This is a genomic window from Marixanthomonas sp. SCSIO 43207, from assembly GCF_019904255.1.
Classification (GTDB): Bacteria; Bacteroidota; Bacteroidia; order Flavobacteriales; family Flavobacteriaceae; genus Marixanthomonas.
On record NZ_CP063203.1, the window covers coordinates 1221952 to 1243940 of the forward strand.

At 28.9% G+C, this 21989-nt stretch carries 16 protein-coding genes; 7 read left to right on the plus strand and 9 right to left on the minus strand.

The features are described from left to right. Window positions 1-38: 38 nt before the first annotated feature. The 8 genes from INR76_RS05740 to INR76_RS05775 all read right to left on the minus strand — a co-directional run bounded on the left by INR76_RS05740 (window position 39) and on the right by INR76_RS05775 (window position 13277). Entirely contained in the window at window positions 39-1085 is a 1047-nt protein-coding gene (locus tag INR76_RS05740) for an alpha/beta hydrolase (protein ID WP_223109704.1), read from the minus strand. Between the two features lie 97 nt (window positions 1086-1182). Continuing rightward, complete coding sequence (locus INR76_RS05745; RefSeq protein WP_223109705.1) at window positions 1183-1575, minus strand: LytTR family DNA-binding domain-containing protein; 393 nt, start codon at window positions 1573-1575, stop codon at window positions 1183-1185. 1246 nt (window positions 1576-2821) lie between these two features. Further along, on the minus strand, window positions 2822-3421 hold the full coding sequence (locus tag INR76_RS05750; RefSeq protein ID WP_255592866.1) for a hypothetical protein: 600 nt from the start codon (window positions 3419-3421) through the stop codon (window positions 2822-2824). Window positions 3422-3735: 314 nt separating this feature from the next. Continuing rightward, window positions 3736-5337: an AAA family ATPase gene (locus INR76_RS05755; protein WP_223109706.1), complete on the minus strand. Its 1602-nt coding sequence runs from the start codon at window positions 5335-5337 to the stop codon at window positions 3736-3738. A gap of 5 nt (window positions 5338-5342) precedes the next feature. Then, the gene (locus INR76_RS05760) at window positions 5343-5981 is read right to left on the minus strand and encodes a hypothetical protein (RefSeq protein ID WP_223109707.1); all 639 of its coding nucleotides are present in this window, start codon (window positions 5979-5981) and stop codon (window positions 5343-5345) included. Window position 5982: 1 nt separating this feature from the next. Continuing rightward, window positions 5983-8199 carry a PIN domain-containing protein gene (locus tag INR76_RS05765; protein WP_223109708.1) on the minus strand — a complete coding sequence of 739 codons (2217 nt, stop codon included), beginning with the start codon at window positions 8197-8199 and terminating at the stop codon, window positions 5983-5985. Beyond that, window positions 8189-11902 (minus strand): AAA domain-containing protein, encoded by a 3714-nt coding sequence (locus INR76_RS05770; RefSeq protein WP_223109709.1) that lies wholly within the window; start codon window positions 11900-11902, stop codon window positions 8189-8191. Before INR76_RS05770 ends, INR76_RS05765 begins: the two co-directional genes overlap by 11 nt. 496 nt (window positions 11903-12398) lie before the next feature. Continuing rightward, on the minus strand, window positions 12399-13277 hold the full coding sequence (locus INR76_RS05775) for a hypothetical protein (RefSeq protein ID WP_223109710.1): 879 nt from the start codon (window positions 13275-13277) through the stop codon (window positions 12399-12401). Between the two features lie 317 nt (window positions 13278-13594). On the opposite strand from INR76_RS05775, the gene INR76_RS05780 reads away from it, so the two are divergent. The 4 genes from INR76_RS05780 to INR76_RS05795 all read left to right on the plus strand — a co-directional run bounded on the left by INR76_RS05780 (window position 13595) and on the right by INR76_RS05795 (window position 18818). Beyond that, the gene (locus INR76_RS05780; protein WP_223109711.1) at window positions 13595-14812 is read left to right on the plus strand and encodes a site-specific integrase; all 1218 of its coding nucleotides are present in this window, start codon (window positions 13595-13597) and stop codon (window positions 14810-14812) included. 6 nt (window positions 14813-14818) lie between these two features. After that, complete coding sequence (locus tag INR76_RS05785) at window positions 14819-16156, plus strand: hypothetical protein (protein WP_223109712.1); 1338 nt, start codon at window positions 14819-14821, stop codon at window positions 16154-16156. Window positions 16157-16247: 91 nt separating this feature from the next. After that, complete coding sequence (locus tag INR76_RS05790) at window positions 16248-16541, plus strand: helix-turn-helix domain-containing protein (protein ID WP_223109713.1); 294 nt, start codon at window positions 16248-16250, stop codon at window positions 16539-16541. Between the two features lie 18 nt (window positions 16542-16559). Continuing rightward, complete coding sequence (locus INR76_RS05795) at window positions 16560-18818, plus strand: DUF3987 domain-containing protein (protein ID WP_223109714.1); 2259 nt, start codon at window positions 16560-16562, stop codon at window positions 18816-18818. Between the two features lie 38 nt (window positions 18819-18856). On the opposite strand, the gene INR76_RS05800 is transcribed toward INR76_RS05795, so the two are convergent. Beyond that, window positions 18857-20104, minus strand: coding sequence for a DNA methyltransferase (locus tag INR76_RS05800; protein WP_223109715.1), 1248 nt, complete (start codon window positions 20102-20104; stop codon window positions 18857-18859). Between the two features lie 91 nt (window positions 20105-20195). Here INR76_RS05800 and INR76_RS05805 point away from each other — a divergent pair, with 91 nt between their 5' ends. Genes INR76_RS05805 through INR76_RS05815 form a run of 3 tightly spaced genes read left to right on the plus strand, consistent with a single transcriptional unit; the run spans window position 20196 to window position 21980 of the window. Beyond that, window positions 20196-20486 (plus strand): helix-turn-helix transcriptional regulator, encoded by a 291-nt coding sequence (locus INR76_RS05805; protein ID WP_223109716.1) that lies wholly within the window; start codon window positions 20196-20198, stop codon window positions 20484-20486. After that, window positions 20476-21222, plus strand: a complete 747-nt coding sequence (locus tag INR76_RS05810) for an MvaI/BcnI restriction endonuclease family protein (protein WP_223109717.1) — start codon at window positions 20476-20478, stop codon at window positions 21220-21222. The genes INR76_RS05805 and INR76_RS05810 overlap by 11 nt, the downstream gene beginning before the upstream one ends. Window positions 21223-21254: 32 nt before the next feature. After that, the gene (locus INR76_RS05815) at window positions 21255-21980 is read left to right on the plus strand and encodes a hypothetical protein (protein WP_223109718.1); all 726 of its coding nucleotides are present in this window, start codon (window positions 21255-21257) and stop codon (window positions 21978-21980) included. Window positions 21981-21989: the final 9 nt, after the last annotated feature.

Here is a 21989-nt window from a genome sequence, read left to right on the forward strand (position 1 = left end):
CCGGCAATTAATTTTATACGGTGTTGTACAACGTTTTTTTATTCAAGAAAAGAAGTAATCACTTCGTTAAATAAATTCGGTTGGTCTAAATAAGATTCGTGAGTAGCATTTGGTAAGATTACCAATTTTGATTTTTTTATATGTCTATGTGCTTCTTCCATTTCTTCGGGTACTGCCACTGCATCATATTTTCCAGTTATCAATAAAATGTTATTGTTAATTTTTGGTAGTAGCCTCCAAAGTGTTGTTTGTTTTCCATTATCCCAAAGTTCTTTTTCCGCAAACCAAAGTTTGTCTGCAACGTATTTATTGTCTTTGTTGTTCAAATACTTAATCGGATTGTAAGGTCTAGAAAAGATTGTTTTTAAAATCATTCCAAAACCTATTTTTCTCTTGTACGGTTTGTAAGCTCTATCTACATATGAATTCCATTTTTTGGAATCTTCGATGGTTGCAATAGAATCTGTTTTAAGCATCCAGTTCAAAGCTTCTTGCCAATAGGCAGTGTCCCTTTCTTGTTGTATAAATTCTTTGGCTATATTTTTAAGGAAAAGCGGACGATAGTAGTTATAACGTTCTGGTGAGAAATCGCTTGTGATTGGTGCATTGAATACAATTCCAGATTTGATAAAAGTTGTTTCTTTGGGAAATGTTGCTAAACAATTTAATACATCAACACCTCCCATACTGTGGCCAAAAAGATAAATATCTGTTTTGTATTTTTCTTTTAGAGATTTAGCAATCAAAATAATATCTTTTAGAACTTGTGTACTATTAATTTTAGAAGTGTCAATTTTTTTTACGCTTCTGTTGAGGCCTCTTTGGTCAAAATAGGCAATGGCTACTTCTTTTTCTAAAGTATTTTTCCACTTTGGATAGTCAGAACGTCCAAAATCAATCCCATTCTCTGCTCCACCTCCTTGTACATAAAGAAGGATTTTTTTGGATTCTAAATTGCCTCTAATAAAGACAGGTAAATTTTTAGTTTCTGGCTCTACGTAATAAAAGTCTTTTACCTTTTGTTGGGCAAGTAAGTTGTTAAAGATGAATAAAGTTAATGTGAATAAAATTGTTTTAAGATGCATTGTTTTGAGTTTGAATTTTACTGCAAAAAAATGCGTAACACTTGAACTATTGTTTAAAAAGTTACAAGGAAATGCTGAATGTGCTTGAAATTCAAATTCAGTTGGTTAACCATTTTTTGAAATTGGGCGCATTATATTTTGAAACGACTAAATTTAATTCTGAAGGGAAATTATTATCTATCAAAATCTCAAGTTTTTGATAACCAATTCTGTTGTAACCTTTAATAATTTTTCTAGAGATAATTCCTTGTCTATTTAACCGGAAAAAAATTGACGATGATAGTTTATTAGATAATTCAGTCAAAGAAAAGCTCGTTTGATAAGTTTCATTGTTTATGGTAGTTATCCAAACTATTCTATCTGATAAATGAATTATTCCAATATCATTATGATTAATAAAAATACTTTTAGAACCTTTATAAACTTCCAAACTCTTTTCATTTTGCTGTTCAATGTTCTTATTTGAGTTAACTGTCTTAATTGGTGTCAAATAGTTTTTTTGGTAAAAGTAAAAACTACCGATAGTTAGAATAACAATTGCTATTGGTATATCAAATTCATAAAAAGTGGTTTCAGAGAGAGAGGTGATCTTGTAGTACAGAAAGTAATAAAGGAAATCAATCATAATAACCCACAAAAACGTAATTACTTGAGTTAAGAGAAGTAATCCAATTAGTCTTTTTGAAGTATTAATTGTGAATTTTTTAAAGCCTATTTCAACAATAAAAGAGAACAGGTAATAAGTTGTGAAAAATATAAACCATAGATGAAGAACATTTAAAACATTGTTTTGTCTCCATTTGGAAAATATGAAAACATTAGGGTCATTAATTCCTTGTAAAAGAAATGACAAAATAAAAGTGATACATAATGTAATTGTAATGTTTCGTATTCTCAATGGTTGTGTTGTTTGATCAAAATGTTGTACAACGGTCTCGTATAACCGCAGTTATGGAGTTAAAGTTACTTAATTTTTGAGTTAAGCACAGACGTTAGCAATTCCGAGTGGATTCGGGCGTAGTCGAATCCGCCGTAATTGCGGTTATACATTGTTGTGCAACGTTTTTTATTCGGTTTTTGTATTTCCATTTGAATTGGATTCTATTCCAAAATGAGTTCCATTCGTGTCTTATTCCGCCAAGTTCCCAATTCACGTCATATTTTTTTGACTTGTCACTTGCATAAGGTGGAATTCCAACTTTACAATGTAGCATTGGCTCGTTATTTTTTACTTTCTCATAATAGTCAGATTCAAGTGATGATTTCGGATAATACCTAATATCAACAATCGTTTCGTTTTTCCGACTTTTATTAATTTCCAGATTAATGTCGTACAGGTTTTCGTAAATCGATTTTAATTCAGTTGTTGCTTTTTTTAGCGTTGCAGGTTTCTTTTTCCGATTCGCCTTGTTCCTTTCAAGTCTCTGGATTTTAAAATTTCGAGAGTCATTTTTGATTTCCGAAATTATGTAGCTCGTATTTTCCGAAATGTTATTCCAACAAGAGTTTCTTGCCATTTCTAATAGAGTAGAAGTAGCCTCCTTTAAATTCAGTTCAAGATTATTTTTCGTGACGTTCTTCAAAATGTTGGGTAACGGTCTCGTATAACCGTCAGTTACGGGTTAAAGTACGCAAACTTTTCGGTTAAGCACAGACGTTAGCAATTCCGAGTGGATTCGGACGTAGTCGAATCCGCCGTAATTGCGGTTATACATTGTTGCCCACCGTTTTTTTATTCAGCTTACCCAACTGCTAATACTTTCTTTTTCAATCCATTTTCCATTAACAAACTCGTAAATTCGTTCTTCACCGCCACCGCATAATCCACCGCAAACTGTTCCGATTTGCACATAAGCTAAATCGTAAGTTTCGTTAAAAATTGGTTTGCTTATCGAGCAATATCCATTCTTGCAGTTGTTATCAAGCCAATCCCAAAATCTAAATTCACCTTTTTTAGACTTCTTTTCAAACTCCTCAAACTGTTTTTGAGTTAAGATGTTTTTGTTCGGAACTAATTCCGATGTGATTTTAAATTTTTTATAGAAACGTTTTTGAGTGTTATAATGGATGGTGTCTTTTATTTCGAGATGATTTTTTACGTATTTATCAAAATCCGCAACCATTGGATACGAAATTGCTCTTGGTTTTTCCGTTATGCAAGTCGAAGATAGATAGTCGCTACTTTCGTCCTTTAAAATCTGCATTATTAATTCCGTTGTTTTTTGAGCATCATATTCCGCCGATTTGTCCAAATCAGTTTTGTCTGTTTTACAGCTAAAGTTCAAAATCAGAACTATGATTGATATGTAGAATGTCGTTTTTTTCAACTTATGCACAACGGTCTTGTGTATGAAACGTAGCGTGTAAATAAACGCTAACTTTTCGGATTTAGCACGAGCCTAATTTTTTATTTTTATGTTTAATTTTCTTTTATAAATATAACCAAATAAAAAATTTGGCGTACTTTGTAAATATTCAAAAACCTCTTGAAAAGCCTGTAATAGCTATGTTTTATACACGTTGTTGTAAGTAGTGCTTTTTTCAGTTCAGCTTGGTATTTCGATGTTTCTTATTTAGTTCAAATGTGAGCGTTGGCTTTTCATTCAATTCATATTTTCTCTATTCATTATATTTTCACAAGTTTCGTATTCTAAAATATATCTTCTTCCTTTTCTCTTTTTGTCAATGTTTGAGTTTTAGTTTCATCTTTCTTTAAATCTTCTTTATCAGTATCAGAACTTGCTGGTCTAGCTCTAGTTGATGCCCAATCTCTTAACCCGTCAATTTTATTTTTCATTGTAATTGCTAGAGGAACAATTGCTTTGGCTGATTCAATAAGGTGAGACAATTTAATTTCTGGTTCTTCATTGTTCGCAATGTATGCCTTGAACATTGCTTCTTTTACAGTTTCTTCAATTTCAGCTCCATTGAAATATTTAGATTCTTCAATTATTGGATTGAAGTCAGTTATACTTAATTGATTATTTTTCTTGAGATGAATTTCAAATATGTTTTTCCTTTCTTTTTTTGTTGGTAAGTCTATAAAAAAGATTTCATCAAAACGACCTTTTCTTAAAAGTTCAGGTGGAAGATTACTAATGTTATTGGCAGTTGCAACTACAAAAACTGGTTTCGATTTTTCTTGCATCCAAGTTAAAATGGTTGAAAATACTCTTGAATTTGTGCCTCCATCTTTTTCGCCACCACCAGAACTTAATCCTTTTTCGATTTCATCTATCCACAAAACACAAGGCGCAATTGCTTCTGCTGTCATTATAGCATTTCTTATGTTGTTTTCACTACTACCAACTTCTGATTGAAATACTTTACCTATGTCTAATTTTAATAATGGTTGATTCCATTCTGTTGCGATTGCCTTTGCAGTTAAACTTTTTCCAGTTCCAGGAACACCTAAAAGCAACATTCCTTTTGGTTCTTTTAAACCAAATACTTTCGCCTTTCTTTCAAATGCTTTGCTTCTTTGTTTCAACCATATTTTTAAACTGTCTAAGCCACCAACACTTGAATCTAAATTTTCTGTTGTATGATAATAATCTAGAATACCACTTTTTTTAATTATCTGTTCTTTTTCGCTTGCAATAATTCTAATGGCATCTTTACTATTTAGGCCAACTTTTTCTTTTGCTAAGCGAAAAGCCAAATCAGCTTCAACATCTGTTAATCCTGCACCTGCATCAAGAATTAGATTTTTTAAATCCTCGTTTATAGTTTCTTCTCTAATTATTACATTCAGCCTTTTTTCTAAATCATTTTTATCAGGTAAAGGCATATTTAGAACTGTCACATATTTTTCTAATTCAATAGGTAGTTTGAAAAATGGGGATAGCAATAATAAGTGTTTGTTTAGTGCTTTAAAATATTGTGTTAGTTTTCTTAATTGAACCACAAATTTTTCATCTCGAAACTGTTTATGTGCATCTTCAATAATAAAAATCTCTTTTGATTCTTGGTTTTCATTATTACCTTTTAATAAAAATTCAAGAAAAGAATCAGGATTTTTAGTTTCGCCATTATTAGGATGTTTCTCGACTTTATCTAATCTATTTGAATTTTCATCTTTAGTGTGGATTTGCAAACCATCAACAATATCCCAAGTGCTAAATGTATATCCTTTTCTAAAAGCTGTGCTTCTAACTTTTTGAATTATGCGTCCATATTCAGGTGACGCTAGATAAATTAGTGGATAATTAGCGTCAAGCATATATTTTAACTCTTCAAATGATTTTTCCATTGTTTTTAATTTTTTGCTATGATTTTATTTGAAGCACTACAGTAAGACTTGTTTTTATATTTTACTGGTATTTCTTTTCTTTTTATTTCTATTCCTTCCCTTCTAGTATTTCCAAATGACTTTTCTATTCCTTCCATTGCTTTATCCGCTAATTCGTGAACATCATATGGAATATAGTTTGAATCTGAAATTATAGTACCATCTTTTAAGATTGAAAATTCTATTTCAGTACGTTTTTCATCTTCATTTTCTAGCTTAGAATAACCAACCATAAAAAACTTCTCTTTCACTTCTTCATTTGGTTCAAAGTCGTAATCTTTTTTTAGAGAGAACCCAACACTTTCAAATTCAGTAAGAATCGTCTTTTTTGCATACTCAACATTTAAAACAAAAAAATCACTCTGCAATTCTTTAATTAAATCTTTGCCATTCTTCAGGTAATAACTATTATAAGTTACTGTTCCATTTTTAATTTTTATTGCATATTCTCCGTGAAGATTTGTATTTGGAATTTTAGTAACAATAACTTCATTATTACTTTTAATTTCATATTCCCAGTTAAATTTCTTAACTGCTTTAATAAAAACCTCTGTTTTAAATACTTGAGGGTTTTTCAGGAAAGTAGATGTTTCAAAACAAGACATATTATCGTTTTTTTCTATTGTTGGTTCTATTTCTTTTACTGAGAGAAAGTAAAGATGTTAACTCGGGAATTGTTTTAGCAGGTATCTCTAACATTTCTGCCTTAATCTGCAAACCCTTATCATTAGTTAAAAGAATAGGGTTTCTTTTTTTGTATTGCAATGCAACAGATAAAATCATATTATCAGATGATTTTTTATCTAAATCATCTGGTAAGTTCTCAACTTTACTTGTATTGAAGCTTATATATCTCTTTTTTTGATGTTTGCGGATTTCTCGAATTGCACCTTGTGCTTTTTCTTTAGTTTCACTTCTGTTTTTTAGACTATCAAGTTCATCGATAACTTTAGCAGAGAAAATAATATTTTGAAGCGAACCAATAACGTCTATAATTTTAGGTTCTTCAATTAAAATATTTGTATCAATTATTATTGATTTTCTCTTTTTTATTAGTTCGAACTCTTTCTCTTTAAGTAAAAACTTCTTTTCTAATTCTAAAAACAAACTTGATTCTAGCTCTTCAAATTTTTCTTTCTCTTTATTTGTTTTTTCTTTTAAAGTTTTGAATTTCCTATCATCAGATAAGTCTAAATTTTTAAGTTCATCTAACATTGATGAAATGAAAGATTCTATTTTCTTATTTTTCGCATTCTTTACAGCACTTATTAGTGCTAATTTATTTTCTCTAATTTCGCTTACAACTAAATTGTGTTCAGTTAAGTTGTAAAAAGGTCTTATCTTAAAGTCAATATCCTCGATTTCTTTAGTGCTATACTTAGATAAATCATCACTATTAATTTTTTCAGCAAATAGAGCGTCTATTTCATTACTAATATCTTCCACATATTCATCGGCAAAATCTCGTCTAAAAGAATCAATGTGTTCTTTTATTTCTACGTTGGTATGTTTTTTAACGAATTGATATTTGATTGATTTCTTATTTATTTCTACAGGAAATATTTCTTTTTTATATATACTTGTTTTGTTTGAGTTTTCAGTTATTACGTTAAATTCATCGATTTTGCCAATAATTAAATATGAATTTAAACTTTCAGAAACTTTACTTTTAAACTCTTCTAATTCGGTTTCTAAATCATCATTAATAGGAAGATAGATAAAAAGGTATTTATCGTTAATTTCTTTAATTATTTTAGATAATGTTTCAATCAATAATTTTGACACCTTATTAAACATCAACCAAACTTCCTTTTCTGAATTTTTGATAATTGTATCTAATCTATCAATAAACAAAAAAGGCTCGATAAATTTTAGTTGATTGATATTATTAGCGATTTCTTCTGAAATATTTTTACCCTCAGATATTATCCTTTCAATTTCTTTTTGAGATTTAATTAATTCTTCTGTGTATAAATAATCATCAGAAGTTGGATTTTGATAAAAACTAAATTTTTGTAAAACTTGAAAAAATAAATTATTTGCTATTTCTTTATTTCTCCTTAAATATGTAGAAAAATAGTCATTGATTGTTTTTGAATATTCTTCGTAAACAAGAGTTCTGTATTTACCAGAAATTGCGTCAACTAAAAAAACAGCATATAATGTAGTTGATTTATGCTCTTTTTCGATTAGGACAGAATCCTTAAAAGAATTCATTCTTTCAACATTATAAATTTCAGGGATTTGATTCTCTGCAAATGATTTTAGCAACTGTTCATCTTTATAATTAATCCTAGAATTAATTGAATTTTCTACGGTATTAACATACTTCAAAAACTCAAAATTATCTTTTGCTTTTGAATGGTCATTATTTGTATTATCAAAATATAACTCAAACCTTTTGTTTGTATGAACTTTAAATTTTTTACCCTTTTGAAAGTATTCTTTTCCTATAGCTGTCAATTGACAATAAGAAAAAGAATTATCTCCAGTAGTTATCATTTCAAATTCTTCTAAACTTTGTAAAGCCTCTTTCAAGATTTCATATTCTGCAAAGTCTTTATATTTATTTAGAGAAGGATTGTCTATAACATTAAATCCTAAAATTTCGCCTATTTCTTCAAAACTTAACGAGTTTTCTATATTTAGTAAACCACAAATAGTTTTGTCAAATAATGTAAATTCAACTGCTTCTGTACAAGTTGCAGAATACTTTGCTTTTGTAAAGAACCATCCAAAAGGTTGATAACCAAGATATATTTCAGTTAGTTTTTTATCTTGTTTTATAGCTTTAAATATGTTGAAATCTAAATCATTCATCATTACCAAATTCTTTTTTTAAGTCTTTAAAATCAACGACAATACCTTCATTATTGATTGTGTCAATTACATTTTTATAAATTTGGTTTCCATTTTTATCTTTAAACCTGTAAAACATATCTTTATTTCCAACAACTATTAATAAACGTTTGGCTCTTGACAGTGCTACATTTAATCGTTTTGGTGACTTAGCAAAACCAATATCTCTATTCTGAATTATCTCTCCGTTTTCTATCTTTTTATCACTCCTTACTGTCGAAACAATAATGATATTTCTTTCCATACCTTGAAATTTATCCACAGTATTTAATCGAATTGGTATATCATATTTATTTCTTGCTTTTAAGGCGACTTCTTTTAGTTTAGAGACTTGATGTCCGTAAAAACTAATTAAACCAATTTCTTGTTCTTCTTGAACTTTAATTTGGTCGTTACTGCTTTGCCAATGTTTCATATACTCTTCAAATCCATTTGATTTTTTAAGAAGTTTTATGACTAGCTCAACAGCTTCTATTTCATAATTATTTATTCTTGATGTTCCGCTTAATTCTTCTGGTTCATCTACGTTAACCCAAATAGTATGAATATCTGGATTTATAAATTTGTTAAGTAAGAATCCGTGATGTCTAGAAAATGGATTATTTAGATTTGGGTCATTTGCATTTTCCTTTATTGGTTTTCCAGGTTCTAGACCACCTTCATCCAAATAAAATTGTTTAATAACATTGTTGATTTTTGGATGCATTCTATATTGTTCATTAAATGTAGATTTAATGGTTGGCGAAACTTTAGGATGCATTATTAATCTTTCAAACTGAGAAGTTTCTACAAAGTCTTTATCAATTTCAGATGCCAATTCTTTTGCTTGTGTTGTTTCAAGTGATTCTAATGTTTCTTTAAAGGTTTTATCGTGAAGCATTGGTGGTAATTGTCTATGGTCGCCAATGATGATATTTCTTCGACCAAAACACATTGGTAGTAATAATTCTGGTGGTGTCGCTTTACTTGCTTCATCTGTTATTACTGTATCAAATTCAATAGGTTTTAATTTATCAATGACATTAACACCAGCATACCATCCACTAAAATCAGACTTGTATCTTTTAATTATGTTTTTTACTTTTTTTGCAAATTTTTCAATTTCAACATCTCCAAATTTTGTTTCAATGAACTTAGATTCATTAAAAATTCGTTGATAATCCGCTCCGAAATTTGGACTTCCAGCAGAACTACTTGTGCTACCAACAACGTTCGCGTATTTAAAGTATTTATCTTTAAATAAGATTTTCATTTCTTTATCTGGTTGAGCCATTTCAAAAGCCCAATCTTTCATAATACTTCTATACTTCGGATTACTTTGTTGAGAGTTATTTGCAATTCTTCGCATCCATAACTGAACAGAATTATTATAAAAATCTTCTTCAACAATTTCAATATCATCTTCCTTTAAAACTTCATTTTCATAATTATCATTAGTTTCATATTTTTCGTCAACCCATTTCATTATTCGTTCAAACGCATATTTTTTTCCTTCTTCCTCAAATTTACTAGCTCTTCCAAATCGTATTGGTTTTACTAGTGTATGATTTTTATTGAGTAATTTTTCTAAAGCATTATCTACAGCAAGGTTTGTTTCAGAAGTTAAAAGGATTTTTTGTTCTTGGTTTACTCTCACCATTTGCCAAATCATTTCAGCTATTACTGTTGTTTTACCAGTTCCTGGTGGACCTTGAAGCAATGCTAAATCTGTACAGTTTAAAGCAGATAAAACGGCTTTTCTTTGAGAATTGTTTAAGGTTAGTAATTCGTGCCTTTTTAACTCGTTCCAATTTTCACCATCTACTGATAAATCCTTATGAATTTCTTCGGCTTTTGAACTATCAAAAATAAAATCTTTGATTTTTTCGTTCACTGGTTTTAAGTCTAATCCTTCTTTTGGATTAGTAATTTTATTCATTGCTTCGTGTAGCCAAGATATTTTTGCTTGGTCTCCTCTTAAATTTGGCGTTACAGATTTAATTTTAGGCTCTTCTTCAATGAACTTGAAAAACTTATCAGTTTGACGTTTTTCATTTGGCCATTGGTAAGGCAAATTAAAAACGTAATGATTATAGTCCGAATTTCTGCCATTTAAATTACCAATTACAACTTGTCTTTTTTTGTATTCAAATTTATTACCCTTATCGATATAGAACTCTGCACCGGCTATCTGCTTTGTTTTATCTAAAAATTCTTCTTTCTTAGATTTTTTAGCTACAATATCTATTTTTACCTTGAATTTAAAATCGTTATTTAATGGCGAGAACATAATATTAAACTTATTTAAAGATTTTATCTTCTCATATTTTAATTTTAAATCTGAATAATCAATAAAATCAAAAGCTACAGTTTGTTGGGATTCATTAACATTTGTGTCAAAATCGAATGAATAAAATTCTCTTTTAATCTCAGTCCAGAAACGGGCATCGAATGATTCACTAAAAACCACTTCTTCATTATCTGCCTCGTATACAAGATAGAATTTAGTTTTAACTTTTTCTGAACTATATATTCTGCATAAAGTAAGATAAAACACTTTTAAGTCTCTAAAATTATTTTTCCAAAGTGTAAAAACATTTTGATGTGGTTTGGGTAAAACCAATTCTTTCTCTTTTAAATCTTTTCTATATTGACTGCCAAAAGTTAAATTAAACCTCTTATTTATTTTTGAATTGAGTACTATGTTGTTTTCTGAAATTATCTCAAAATTTACTTTAAATTTTGAAAAAGAAAACCCTTGTTTTTTTAAAACAGAGTCTGTTTTAAACTTTTGTTTTATATGACTAATACCAATGAAAACCTGTTTTCTAACTTCGTTTTCATAAATATTCGAATTATTCAATCTTATCTTTAAAGTATCTTTAATAGAATAAGGCGTAATTTTAAGAACACAACCAATTTGTTTATTTCTTTCGAGTATGCTTATAAAATCTTTTTGTATAACTCTATCTAATACATCTGTAATATCTTTTAATCTTATAAAAAGACTACCATCTGGGTATATTCTTTCATTTAAATTGAAAGGTTCTTTAGAAATTATATTATATAGGTTGTTATACTCAGGATTTTCCTCTTGTTTTAATTTAACTCGAAATTGATAAAGAAATTCGTGAATCTGTATAGGCAAGTCATAGTTTAAAACTTCTAGTGCTTCTGAATTTTTATTGAGAATGAGTTGCTGTGCTTCAATCCATTTATCCCAAATTTCTTGCTGATTTTCAATTTCTGATTTTGGCGAAATTTCAAGTTTGCATATTTTGTTAAATAAATCTTCTAATTCTCTTTGTGAGCGATGAGGTTTTTTAAAATCAATTAATTTTATTGTGCAATTTTCAACAACAGTGTATTCATCTGATTTGAGTTCTTGAATTTCAGATATTGCATTTTTTGATTTTTGATTTATGATTGTTTTATAGTCGAAAGTTTGCTCTTGCCATTTGAGAACTAATTCTATTTGCTTGTTTTCAATGTGAAAAATTACTTTATGTTCTTCCTCATTTTTTTTTTGAAAAAAGCATTTTAATGATTTGTTTTCAATCCATCTTTTTAATTCTTCAAAGTTTCCTTTATTTTGTTTATCGAGAGTTCTTACTGCTTTATTTTTGAATCTTATGACTAGTTCGATTGGTTCGTCATCGAAAATATCTTCGTTATTATGGTATGCCATTCATTCTCTTTTTGTCAGTTCTTTTGTCCATTTGCTGAAAATAGCTCTTTAGTATTTTAGCTTTAGCTATTTTGTTCAGAATAATTCAATTTGGCTAATGTATTTCTTTTTTTGTTTATTACTTTACGGATTTCCACAATCCTATCTGAGCGTTGGCAAGAAACAGCTCTTTTATTTTTTTAGTGTTGTTTTTACGCGTTGGCAAAAAAAACAAATGTGCTGTTTGTGCGTTGGCGTTTTTTTGTTCAAATGTTAAATTTTAGCACAATTTTTGCATTACTTACAACTGTCTTGTGTATGGCTCGTTGCGTGCAAATTAGCGATTATTTTTCGGTTGAGCCACAAGCCGAATTTTTAAATTTTACTATTTATCTTTTTCCTTGGTAATCGTCAAATTTAAAAATTTGGCGACTTTCCAAATATGCCTTAATTTCAGTTTAAGTAACTTAATAGCAATGAGCTATACACGTTGTTGTAGCACGTATTTATTTCAGTTTTATGGTAATTCAAAAGTCGGATTGTCAAAGCAACTTTCCAAATATTTCATTCCGATTAATTGTTCTATAATTTGTCCTGTTTTCAAATGACAATAGTTGTGGTTTTCGGCAAAGTCCAAAACTTTATTAATTCCATTAGATAGGTTTTCGGAACTTTCCAAACTAAAAATTTCAATCCAATCCTCATTCACTATTGCATAGTAGAAATTCTGCTCATCATTTTCTAAATAGGCGAAAGTATAGACTCCACATTCCACTTTTTTTTCTTTTTCAACACCATAGTAAATATCCATTTTCGAGACCAAAAGAAAGTCTGAATATTTGAAGTATTGGTCAATATCATTTAGTTCTTTTTTTTCTACTAGAAATTCCGCAAGTTTTAATTTCAAAGCATTTAAATCGTAAGTGCTCTTTCTTGGTTTTAATTCAAATTCGCAATTTTTATCATTTCGACGTCTTGGGTTTTTATTTATTCTATAATGCACACCTATTAGTCTAGAAATATAATCTTGGATAATTTCAGTACAATATTCTTCACTTTTAGCAAATTCCAATGTTTTCTCTATAGAGTCTTTTAAACCTTGAAAAGTTGATATATTTAAAATGCTAAATGAATTATTGTCTACAATAACAAAAAAAGAAAGATTGTGTGTTGAACCATTATTAAAAACATAAATTCCATTTTTAAGGTTTTCGTCAACTCGATTTTTATGAATTCCACGAAGACTAACTTTTTTGTTATTATTTCTTATTTGATTTTTTTCCATCAAAAATTCCGCAAGTTCGAGTTTCAAACTTTCCACAGTCAATTTTTCAGTTTCTTGACAAAAACTGAAGTTTGATGCAAGCAAAATTATTAATAGAAGTACGTTTCTCATATGTGCTACAACGGTCTCGTATAACCGTCAGTTACGGGTTAAAGTACGCAAATTTTTCGGTTTAGCACGGACGTTAGCAATTCCGAGTGGATTCGGACGTAGTCGAATCCGCCGTAATTGCGGTTATACATTGTTATATAGTAATATCACTCATTTTTACTTTTTTGCTTTCAAACCCTTTATATATAAGGATTTTGTGTTTTTAGGCAATGCAAAATAATGCAATAAAATGCTACTAAAAGTTAGGTTTGTTGTACCTATTGTTGTACCTTCGTATTGCGTTGCACCCATTTGCACCGCCTATTAATCAAGGTTTTATGTCTTCAATTAAAGTAGTATTAAGAACAAACAAGATAGATAAAGCTGGACTTGCACCTCTTTATTTACGAGTAATCAAAAACAGAAAAACTAAATTCATTTCATTAAGTGTAAAATTACAGCCTAATGAATGGGATGAAGATAAGCAAAAAGTAAAGAAGAATCATAAAACTTCAACAAGGTTAAACGCATACATTTCAAGAAAGATAGCAGATGCAGAAGGAGAGATTGCAGACCTTGAAAGAAGAAATCAATCTACATCAGCAAGAAGAATAAAAGAGGCCATTAAGGGTAAACCCTTAATTAACTTTTTTGAGTTTGCTTATGATAGGTGCGAGAAGCTTAAAGATACTGTTACGCTATCTACTTACAGAAGCTATAAAAACAACATAGAAAAATTTGAAAGGTTTGTTGGGCATCGTGAAATAATGTTTGATGATATTACAGCTACAACCTTAAAAGATTATGCATCACATTGCAGTTCTAAATTAGGCAACAATAACACAACTATAAATTATGCGTTTAGAATCCTAAACTTAATGTTTAGAGAAGCTAAAAAAGAAGATTTAATATCCAATGAGCTTGTACCCTTTACCAAATTTAAAGTAAAGAAAAATAAGACTACAAAACGCTATTTAAACGATGAACAGTTTGAAGCCTTTATTAATTTAGAAGTTCCACAACAGCACAAAGCACAAGTTATTAAAGATATGTTTATCTTTTCTGTTTTTTCTGGAGGGTTACGTTTTGGCGATGTTATCGAATTACAATGGAAGCATTACGATAGCAAAAATCACAGAATTACAAAGACGATAAGAAAAACGAAAAGACAGCATAGTATTAGAATAGGTCAAAAAGCGGTTGATATTTTAGAGAAATACAAAACCCAAGACCAAAAGCAAAACGATATAATTTTTCCATTTGCAAAAGTTGACGAGTTATATTTTAAAGATAGAGAACACAGAAGTTTAATAACCAATAGAGCAATTTCATTAAGCAATATGTATTTGAGCAAAATGGGAGAAGAATTAGAACTTCCTTTTAATTTATCTTTTCATATTAGCCGACATACATTTGCTACAAGGGCATTAAACAATGGTATGCGTATAGAACACGTTTCTAAACTTATGGACCATTCAGATATTGGTATAACACAAGTGTATGCAAAAATTATAAGTAGTGAGTTGGATAATGCAGTAGATAAATTTATAAATTAGTTTGTTATGGGTAGAAATCCTCATTTTTTAGTTACAGGAATGCAGAAATATGATGTTTGTGGTTCTGAAATGATTTACCTTAAAGGTTCTGCATATGAAAAACCTTTTCCTATTCAATATTTCCCAAACCCAGAACATAATCTTGATAATTGTGAAGGCTGTAAAACTACACATCAAAGGATACTAAAAGAAGTAGGTGATTATTTTAAAGACTTCCCCAATTGTTGTGAAAGACATAAAAACCTGCAAAAGCATAGTTTATTTAAAAAGGAGGACTTTAAAGACTTGGCAAAATTTGTAGCAGATAAGGTGTTATATACACATCATCATATATTGAATAATTTAGATCAAGATAACTGGGAAGAAGAAATTAATAATTACATAGAATATGCTATAACAAGTTTTGGTCAAACACCAGATAAATGTGGAGAACCACCAGCTTTAAGTTGGTTTATGGACTATGTAATAAGAATGCAAAAGAATCACAAGTTAGAAGGTGTAAATCGAAAGTATAAAGAACGTCAAGAAGTAATACTTCAGTATATTGAAAACTATTTTAAACCTAAAGGGAAAGAGAAAAAAGACCTCAATCTTTTATTAAGTACTTACGATAAATGGTATAAATTCTTTCCTTTTGAATTAGCTCTCTTTTCAAATTTAAAAAAGCACTTTTCTAGAACCTTACCAATATTAGCAGAAAAGCCAAAAACGAATCCTTATTTGGGTACTGCAAAAGTTGAATTACTCTCTCAATCCAAATTATTAAAATACTTATCTAATATTACAAATCATATCCTTTTAAGCATTGACACAACTACACTTTTAGAAAATGAATATATATCAGATAAGACTAAATATTTTTTTGACTTAAAAAAGAAATCTCATTCAGTCAATCAATCTGCTTTATTATCAAAACCTACTAAAAATGAGAAAGAATACATTAGGACAATAAAAACTTGGTTGAAGAATGAAAAAGCCTTTATAAATGAAATAAAAGACGATATAGCAATATTGCCTGAAAACGTTAAAAAATTAAAACAAGATTTCAACTCTATTATAAAAGAGGGCAAAAACCGCAAATATGTTTTACAGGTTTTGGAAGATTTAAGTATTACGGTAGATGGGAAATCTGTTCTAACACAAAGGAAAAAAGGTGCGCTACGGGGTGTGGTAGAAGCATTAAAACAAAAAAGAATTATTCCTAATATAGGTTTAGCAACACTTTGTAATGTTATAGCCGATAAAATAAATCTCGAATTAAAATCAGAATTAGATGCTTCAAATATTTCAGAAGACTATTTAAATGATGCTTTAGAATATATAGAAAACAACCCTTTTCACTAAAATACTTTCATTATAAGGGTTTTATAAGGGTGTGCTTTTAGCACCTTATCACTATTGCATTCTTGCGGTATAATTTTAAAAATATATCGTAATGGAAGCAATCATTTTAAGCACCCAACAGTACAAAGATTTAGTTAATCGTTTAGACGATTTAAACAAGCAATTAGAGGAAAAACAAAAGAAGCCTCAAGACACTTTTTTAGACAATCAAGAATTTCTTCAGCTAATGAACATTAGCAAACGCACCGCCCAAACTTGGAGGGATGAAGGTGTTATTTCATTTTCACAAATAGGCTCTAAAATCTATTATCGTATGAGTGACGTGCAAAAGTTATTAGACAATAACTATCGTAAAGCATTCTCAACAAAAAGAAATAATTACTAATCCTTAAATCTTAAAGTTATGCAAGTTGCCGTATCAGTCTTTAATGACTTCATTTATAAGGTTGAGGATAAGCCTTTAGAAAAAATCCTTAATGATATTAAAATAGGTACTTATAAAGCCAAAATAAGCGATATAAGAAACCTACTATCTAATGATAATAAAAAGGAAGCAGACCAATTAAAAAAACAATTACAGGCGTTTACAGTATCAGGTACTTTTAGTAATGGCAGAAGTATTGGTAAAATTGATACTTACAGCCAATATGTGATTTTGGATATTGATAAACTTTCAGAATCTCAATTAAAAGAGGTTAAACAAATCACACGTTTAGCACCTTACACTTATGCGTCATTTATCAGTCCTAGTGGCAAAGGCTTAAAAATTATTGTAAAAGTTAGTTCTAATAAAGAGCGTCACAAAGAAGCCTACAATCAAGTTGTGGCCTATTATGAACAAGCATTAAATATAGGTATTGATACCTCTGGGAGTGATATTTGTCGCTTATGTTTTATGTCTTATGATGAAGACTGTTTTATCAATTCAAATGCAGATATTTTCGAAGTCAATATAAAATTAGAAGAAGAAAAACCAATTCCAATAAAACAGAATAATTCAATAAGTAATGATATTGAAGCCTATATATCTGAAATAGAAAAAACAGCAACTGATATAACGGGAAATTATGAAACTTGGCGAAATTTAGGTTTTGCAATTTCAGAAGAATATGGAGAAACAGGAAGAGATTACTATCACAGAATTAGCAGATTTTATATTAAGTACAATTATCAAGAATGCGATAAACAATACACCAATTGTTTAAAAGCGAAAGGTACAGGAATCAATATTTCAACGTTTTACTATATGGCTCACCAAAATAATATCAAACCATATAATGAACTTTTTGAAGAAGAAGTATTTATACATAAAGAAGAAACTAATTCAGTGAAGTATTCAGATAGTCCAACATTCTCAACTTCCTTAATTCCTCAACTTCCGCAATTCCTTCAACAAGTAGTTAAACATACAAAAACAGACAAGGAAAAAGATATAATAATATTAGGTGCTATAACAGCTATAAGTGCTTGTTTACCTAAAATATACGGTATCTATGATGGCGATAAAGTATATTCTAATTTGTATTTATTTGTAACAGCGGCAGCAGCTTCAGGTAAAGGTAAACTAAAATTTTGTAAAAGACTGGTTTATAAAATTCACAAAGCAATGCGTGAAGAAGCTAAACTAATGGAGGCAGAATATGATGCAGAATTAGCGCAATACAACAAGAACAAAGCGAAAGATGAAAACTTAAAGAAACCTCAAAAACCACCTATTAGAATGTTGTTTATTCCAGCAAATAATAGTTCAACTGGTATGTTTCAATTATTGTATGATAGTAAAGGTAGAGGGCTAATTTTTGAAACCGAAGCAGATACATTAGCAAAAAACTTTAAAACAGATTATGGCGATTATTCTGATGGTTTTAGAAATGCCTTTCATCACGAAACAATAAAATATTTTCGTAGAACAGATAGAGAATATGTAGAGATTGAAGAGCCTTGTTTGTCTTGTGCATTAACAGGAACACCAAAACAAGTTTTGGCGTTAATGCCAAATGCTGAAAATGGTTTATTCAGTCGCTTTATGTTTTATCAAATGCCTACAAGTACTACTTGGAAAAACGTTTTTGCTATTAATACTAAAAAGGGTTTAAATGAGTATTACGATCAATTGGGCAATGAATTTTATGAGCTATACAGACAACTAATCACAAATACTGAAATTCAGTTTTCATATACAGAAGAACAGCAAGAAATATTTAATCAATTTTTTTCAAAAATAAATTTATACTATCTTAATGTAAATCCCATTGAGTATAATTCTTCTATTAAAAGAATGGGTATTATAGCGTTTAGAATTAGTATGATTTTAACCGTTTTAAGAATATTGGAAACAGGAGATATTTCAAATCCTTTGTATTGTTCTGATGAAGATTTTCAATCTACATTAACTATAGTAAAAGCCTTAATAAAACATAGTAGCAAAGTGTATTCTAGTTTACCGGTTGATAAAACAGCTATAAACTACAAGAACAAAAAAGAACAATTTATAGATAGTTTACCATTACGTTTTTCTACACAAGATTATATTAGTTATGCATCTAAATTAGATATTACTCAAAAAACAGCAGAGCGTTACATTACTAATCTTTGTAAAACCAAATTTTTATTAAGAGAATCACAAGGTAATTACTACAATCCATCAAAAGAAGTAAAGTGAGGGTTTGAGGGTTTTGAGGCTGTTCAGTCTTTCTTCCCTCAAATTTTTTCCATAATTATAATAAATTCATTTACCATTGTTGTAACATTCGCACCTTTTTTATTGCTAGGGCTTGTTTTATTTGGCATTCTTTTATTTGGTATGCTTCTTACAAAAGTATCAATATGTTTAAAGTCATTTGCTTCAAATGCCTCTATAGTAAAATAATCTAAAGGTATCTGCACACCTTTTACATTTCTGTTTCCAACAACATAGCAAATTCTACCTTCTTTTCTTATCGCTTTAGAAACATTAGTTATAGATTTATAATAATCATCCAAAAAAGAAAGGACTTCATAATATCTTTTTTCGTCTATCGCTTTTATTTCTTTTAACTCATTCTTGATAGATTCTGTTTTTAATGTAAAATCTTTTATTTTCGTTCCCCCCATTAAGAGATTATCTATTTTTTTTGCATTTTCAAATTTAAACCATTCGTTAGCCCATCTTGAAAATTGTCCATAAGCAACAGTAGTTTTAGAATCACCATAAGGTGGTGATGTTACCACTAAATCAACACTACCTTCTTTAATATAATGTTTGGGTATTTCATTTACTGTATTAAAATCTGCAATTACTACTTTACTTTTATTGTTTATTTTATTGAAGTCTTCTAATCCTTTTATATTTCTTTCTATTTTATTTATAAATAACTTAAAGGTTTGAGGGTTGTGTAAGTGTAGTTTTTCTTTTGCTATTCTATATCGTTTAAACTCACCATTCCTTGTATAGGAAACCTCTCTAACACACTCTGAAAGAGCTAACAAAAAGAAATCTCTAATTGTTTCAGGGTATGTGTTTATAATATTAGTTAAATAATATAACTCTTCAGCATTTTCTTTACTATACCAAAAATCTACATTTGTAATATGGTCTAAATCTACATTTTCAGGGCGTTTGTAATTTTCTATTGCGTTTATTGTTTTTGAAAAGTATTTTTCAATAAGACCCTCGTTAAAGTTTGTTGTTTTGACAGAAGAAATAAATCTTGCTAATGGATTTAAATCAGTTCCAATTGCATTTATCCCTTGTATTTTAGCTTCAACTAAAGTGGTTCCAGACCCCATATAAGGGTCAAGTATATTTTCAAGTTTACCTTTTGGTTTATAATCTTGTATTAATTTTCTAGCTATTTGTGGTATCATCATAGCAGGATATGTATGATAAGAATGCGTGTACTCTTTAGTGTCACTGGTTCTAAAGTCCCATTCGTCTGTATATGTCCTTTTGTATTCTTTAATTTTCATTTTACAAATATAGTAAAATATACATTACTCACAATATGTGGGTGTTTATTTTTTAACATAAATATATTTTTGCTCACAAATTGTTGGTAAAATGAAATCTGAAATACAATTAAGTGTAATTAATATTATTAGAGAATTAAGAAATGATAATGATTTATCTCAAGCGGGTTTTGCAGATATTATAGGTGTTAGTTATGGTATGATTGGTAATATTGAATCAACAAAATTTAGTCACAAATATACAATTGAACAACTTCAAAAAGCTACTCAATTTTTTTCATTTCCTTTTGAAAGATTGTTTATGTCGGAACTCGAGGCTAACAAAAATAAAAGAGAGGTTATTGATTTATTAATAGAAAGAATTAAAATTTATGATAGATAAAACAAAAATTGAAAAAGAGTTTAATAGGATTAAAAGTTTAGGTTTTATTCCGAGTAGAAGAAAACATAATACAGGTATAGGTAAAACATTTGAAGATTATTTAGGTGTAACTGAAAATAATGATAAACTACCAGATTTTGATGGTTTTGAGGTTAAAAGTCAAAGAGCTTTAACTAGTTCTTTTCTAACTCTTTTTACTAAAAGTCCAACTGGTCCTAAACAAGCTAATACTTATTTAAGAGATAAATATGGTGAAGAATACGAGGAATATCCTGGCTTAAAAAAGTTACATACATCAATTTTTTCAAATAAGTTTAATACTTATAAATTAAGAACAGGCTTTATTATAGTTAATGATAAAGAAAATTCTGTAGTTCGTTTAGAGGTGAAAGATTTAGTTACCGGTGAAATAACAGACAAGTCTGTATATTGGTCATATGAAGATCTATCGAAAGCATTACATAAAAAATTACAAGCATTATTTTATGTTAATGCTGAAACTCGTAAAGTAAATGGAGTAGAAGAATTTCATTATACTCAAGCGGATATTTATTTAAACCCTACTTTAGAAAACTTACTAAAATTAATTGATGAAGGTAAATTAATGGTAGATATTCGTATAGGTTCTTATAAAAGTGGGCGTAATAAAGGTAAGACTCACGATCACGGTACAGGTTTCCGAATCAGACCATCTGATTTAAGTTTGCTTTATAATGATACTTTAGATATTGACTAGTTGTTTCTTTTAAATATTCACTCACATATATTTTGATAGATATATTAAAATCTATATTAAAACTACTTTTAATAGGTTTAATACCAGCCTTTTTGCTTTTTGTATCAAAAAGTGATTATGTGTTAGATTATCTTATTGATAATGATTTTTTAATTACCATAGATAACAAAGAAGTTGTAAAATTTTGGCTCTTTTTATTAGGCACATTGATAGGTGCTCTTATTATTCCTGTAAAACTTTTTTTAACTGAAAAGAAATTAAAAAAACAAAAAACAATTTTAAGTGTAGTAGTATTAATAAACTTAAAGCAAATAGCTAAAGATTTAGGCATAAATGTATCAGATTTAAACATTCGCGTTTTTTGTGTAAAAAAAAATATTTTTAATGGCAGAGTAACATTAACGGACAAACATTTTGATAACATAACACATAAAATTGAAGGTAAAGGCAAGCTACCTTTTATAATTTATAAGGACAATATTCAAGGTGTTGTTGGACGCGCTTATTATGAAAAATCTTATTTTGTTGATTATAATATTAAAAACGATAAAAATTCATATTCTTTAACGGACGAGCATTTAAACCGTATAGGTGATGTAAAGTTTTGTTGTGCAACACCGATATTTAATAGTAATAAAATTAAGTATATTATAAGTCTAGATTCAACAACAAGAGTGTATAAATCTAAAGCAAAAACTACTTATTTAAGAGAAAATTTAGTATATTTATCAAAGTTGTTTGATGATTTTATTTTATGATTAAAAAAA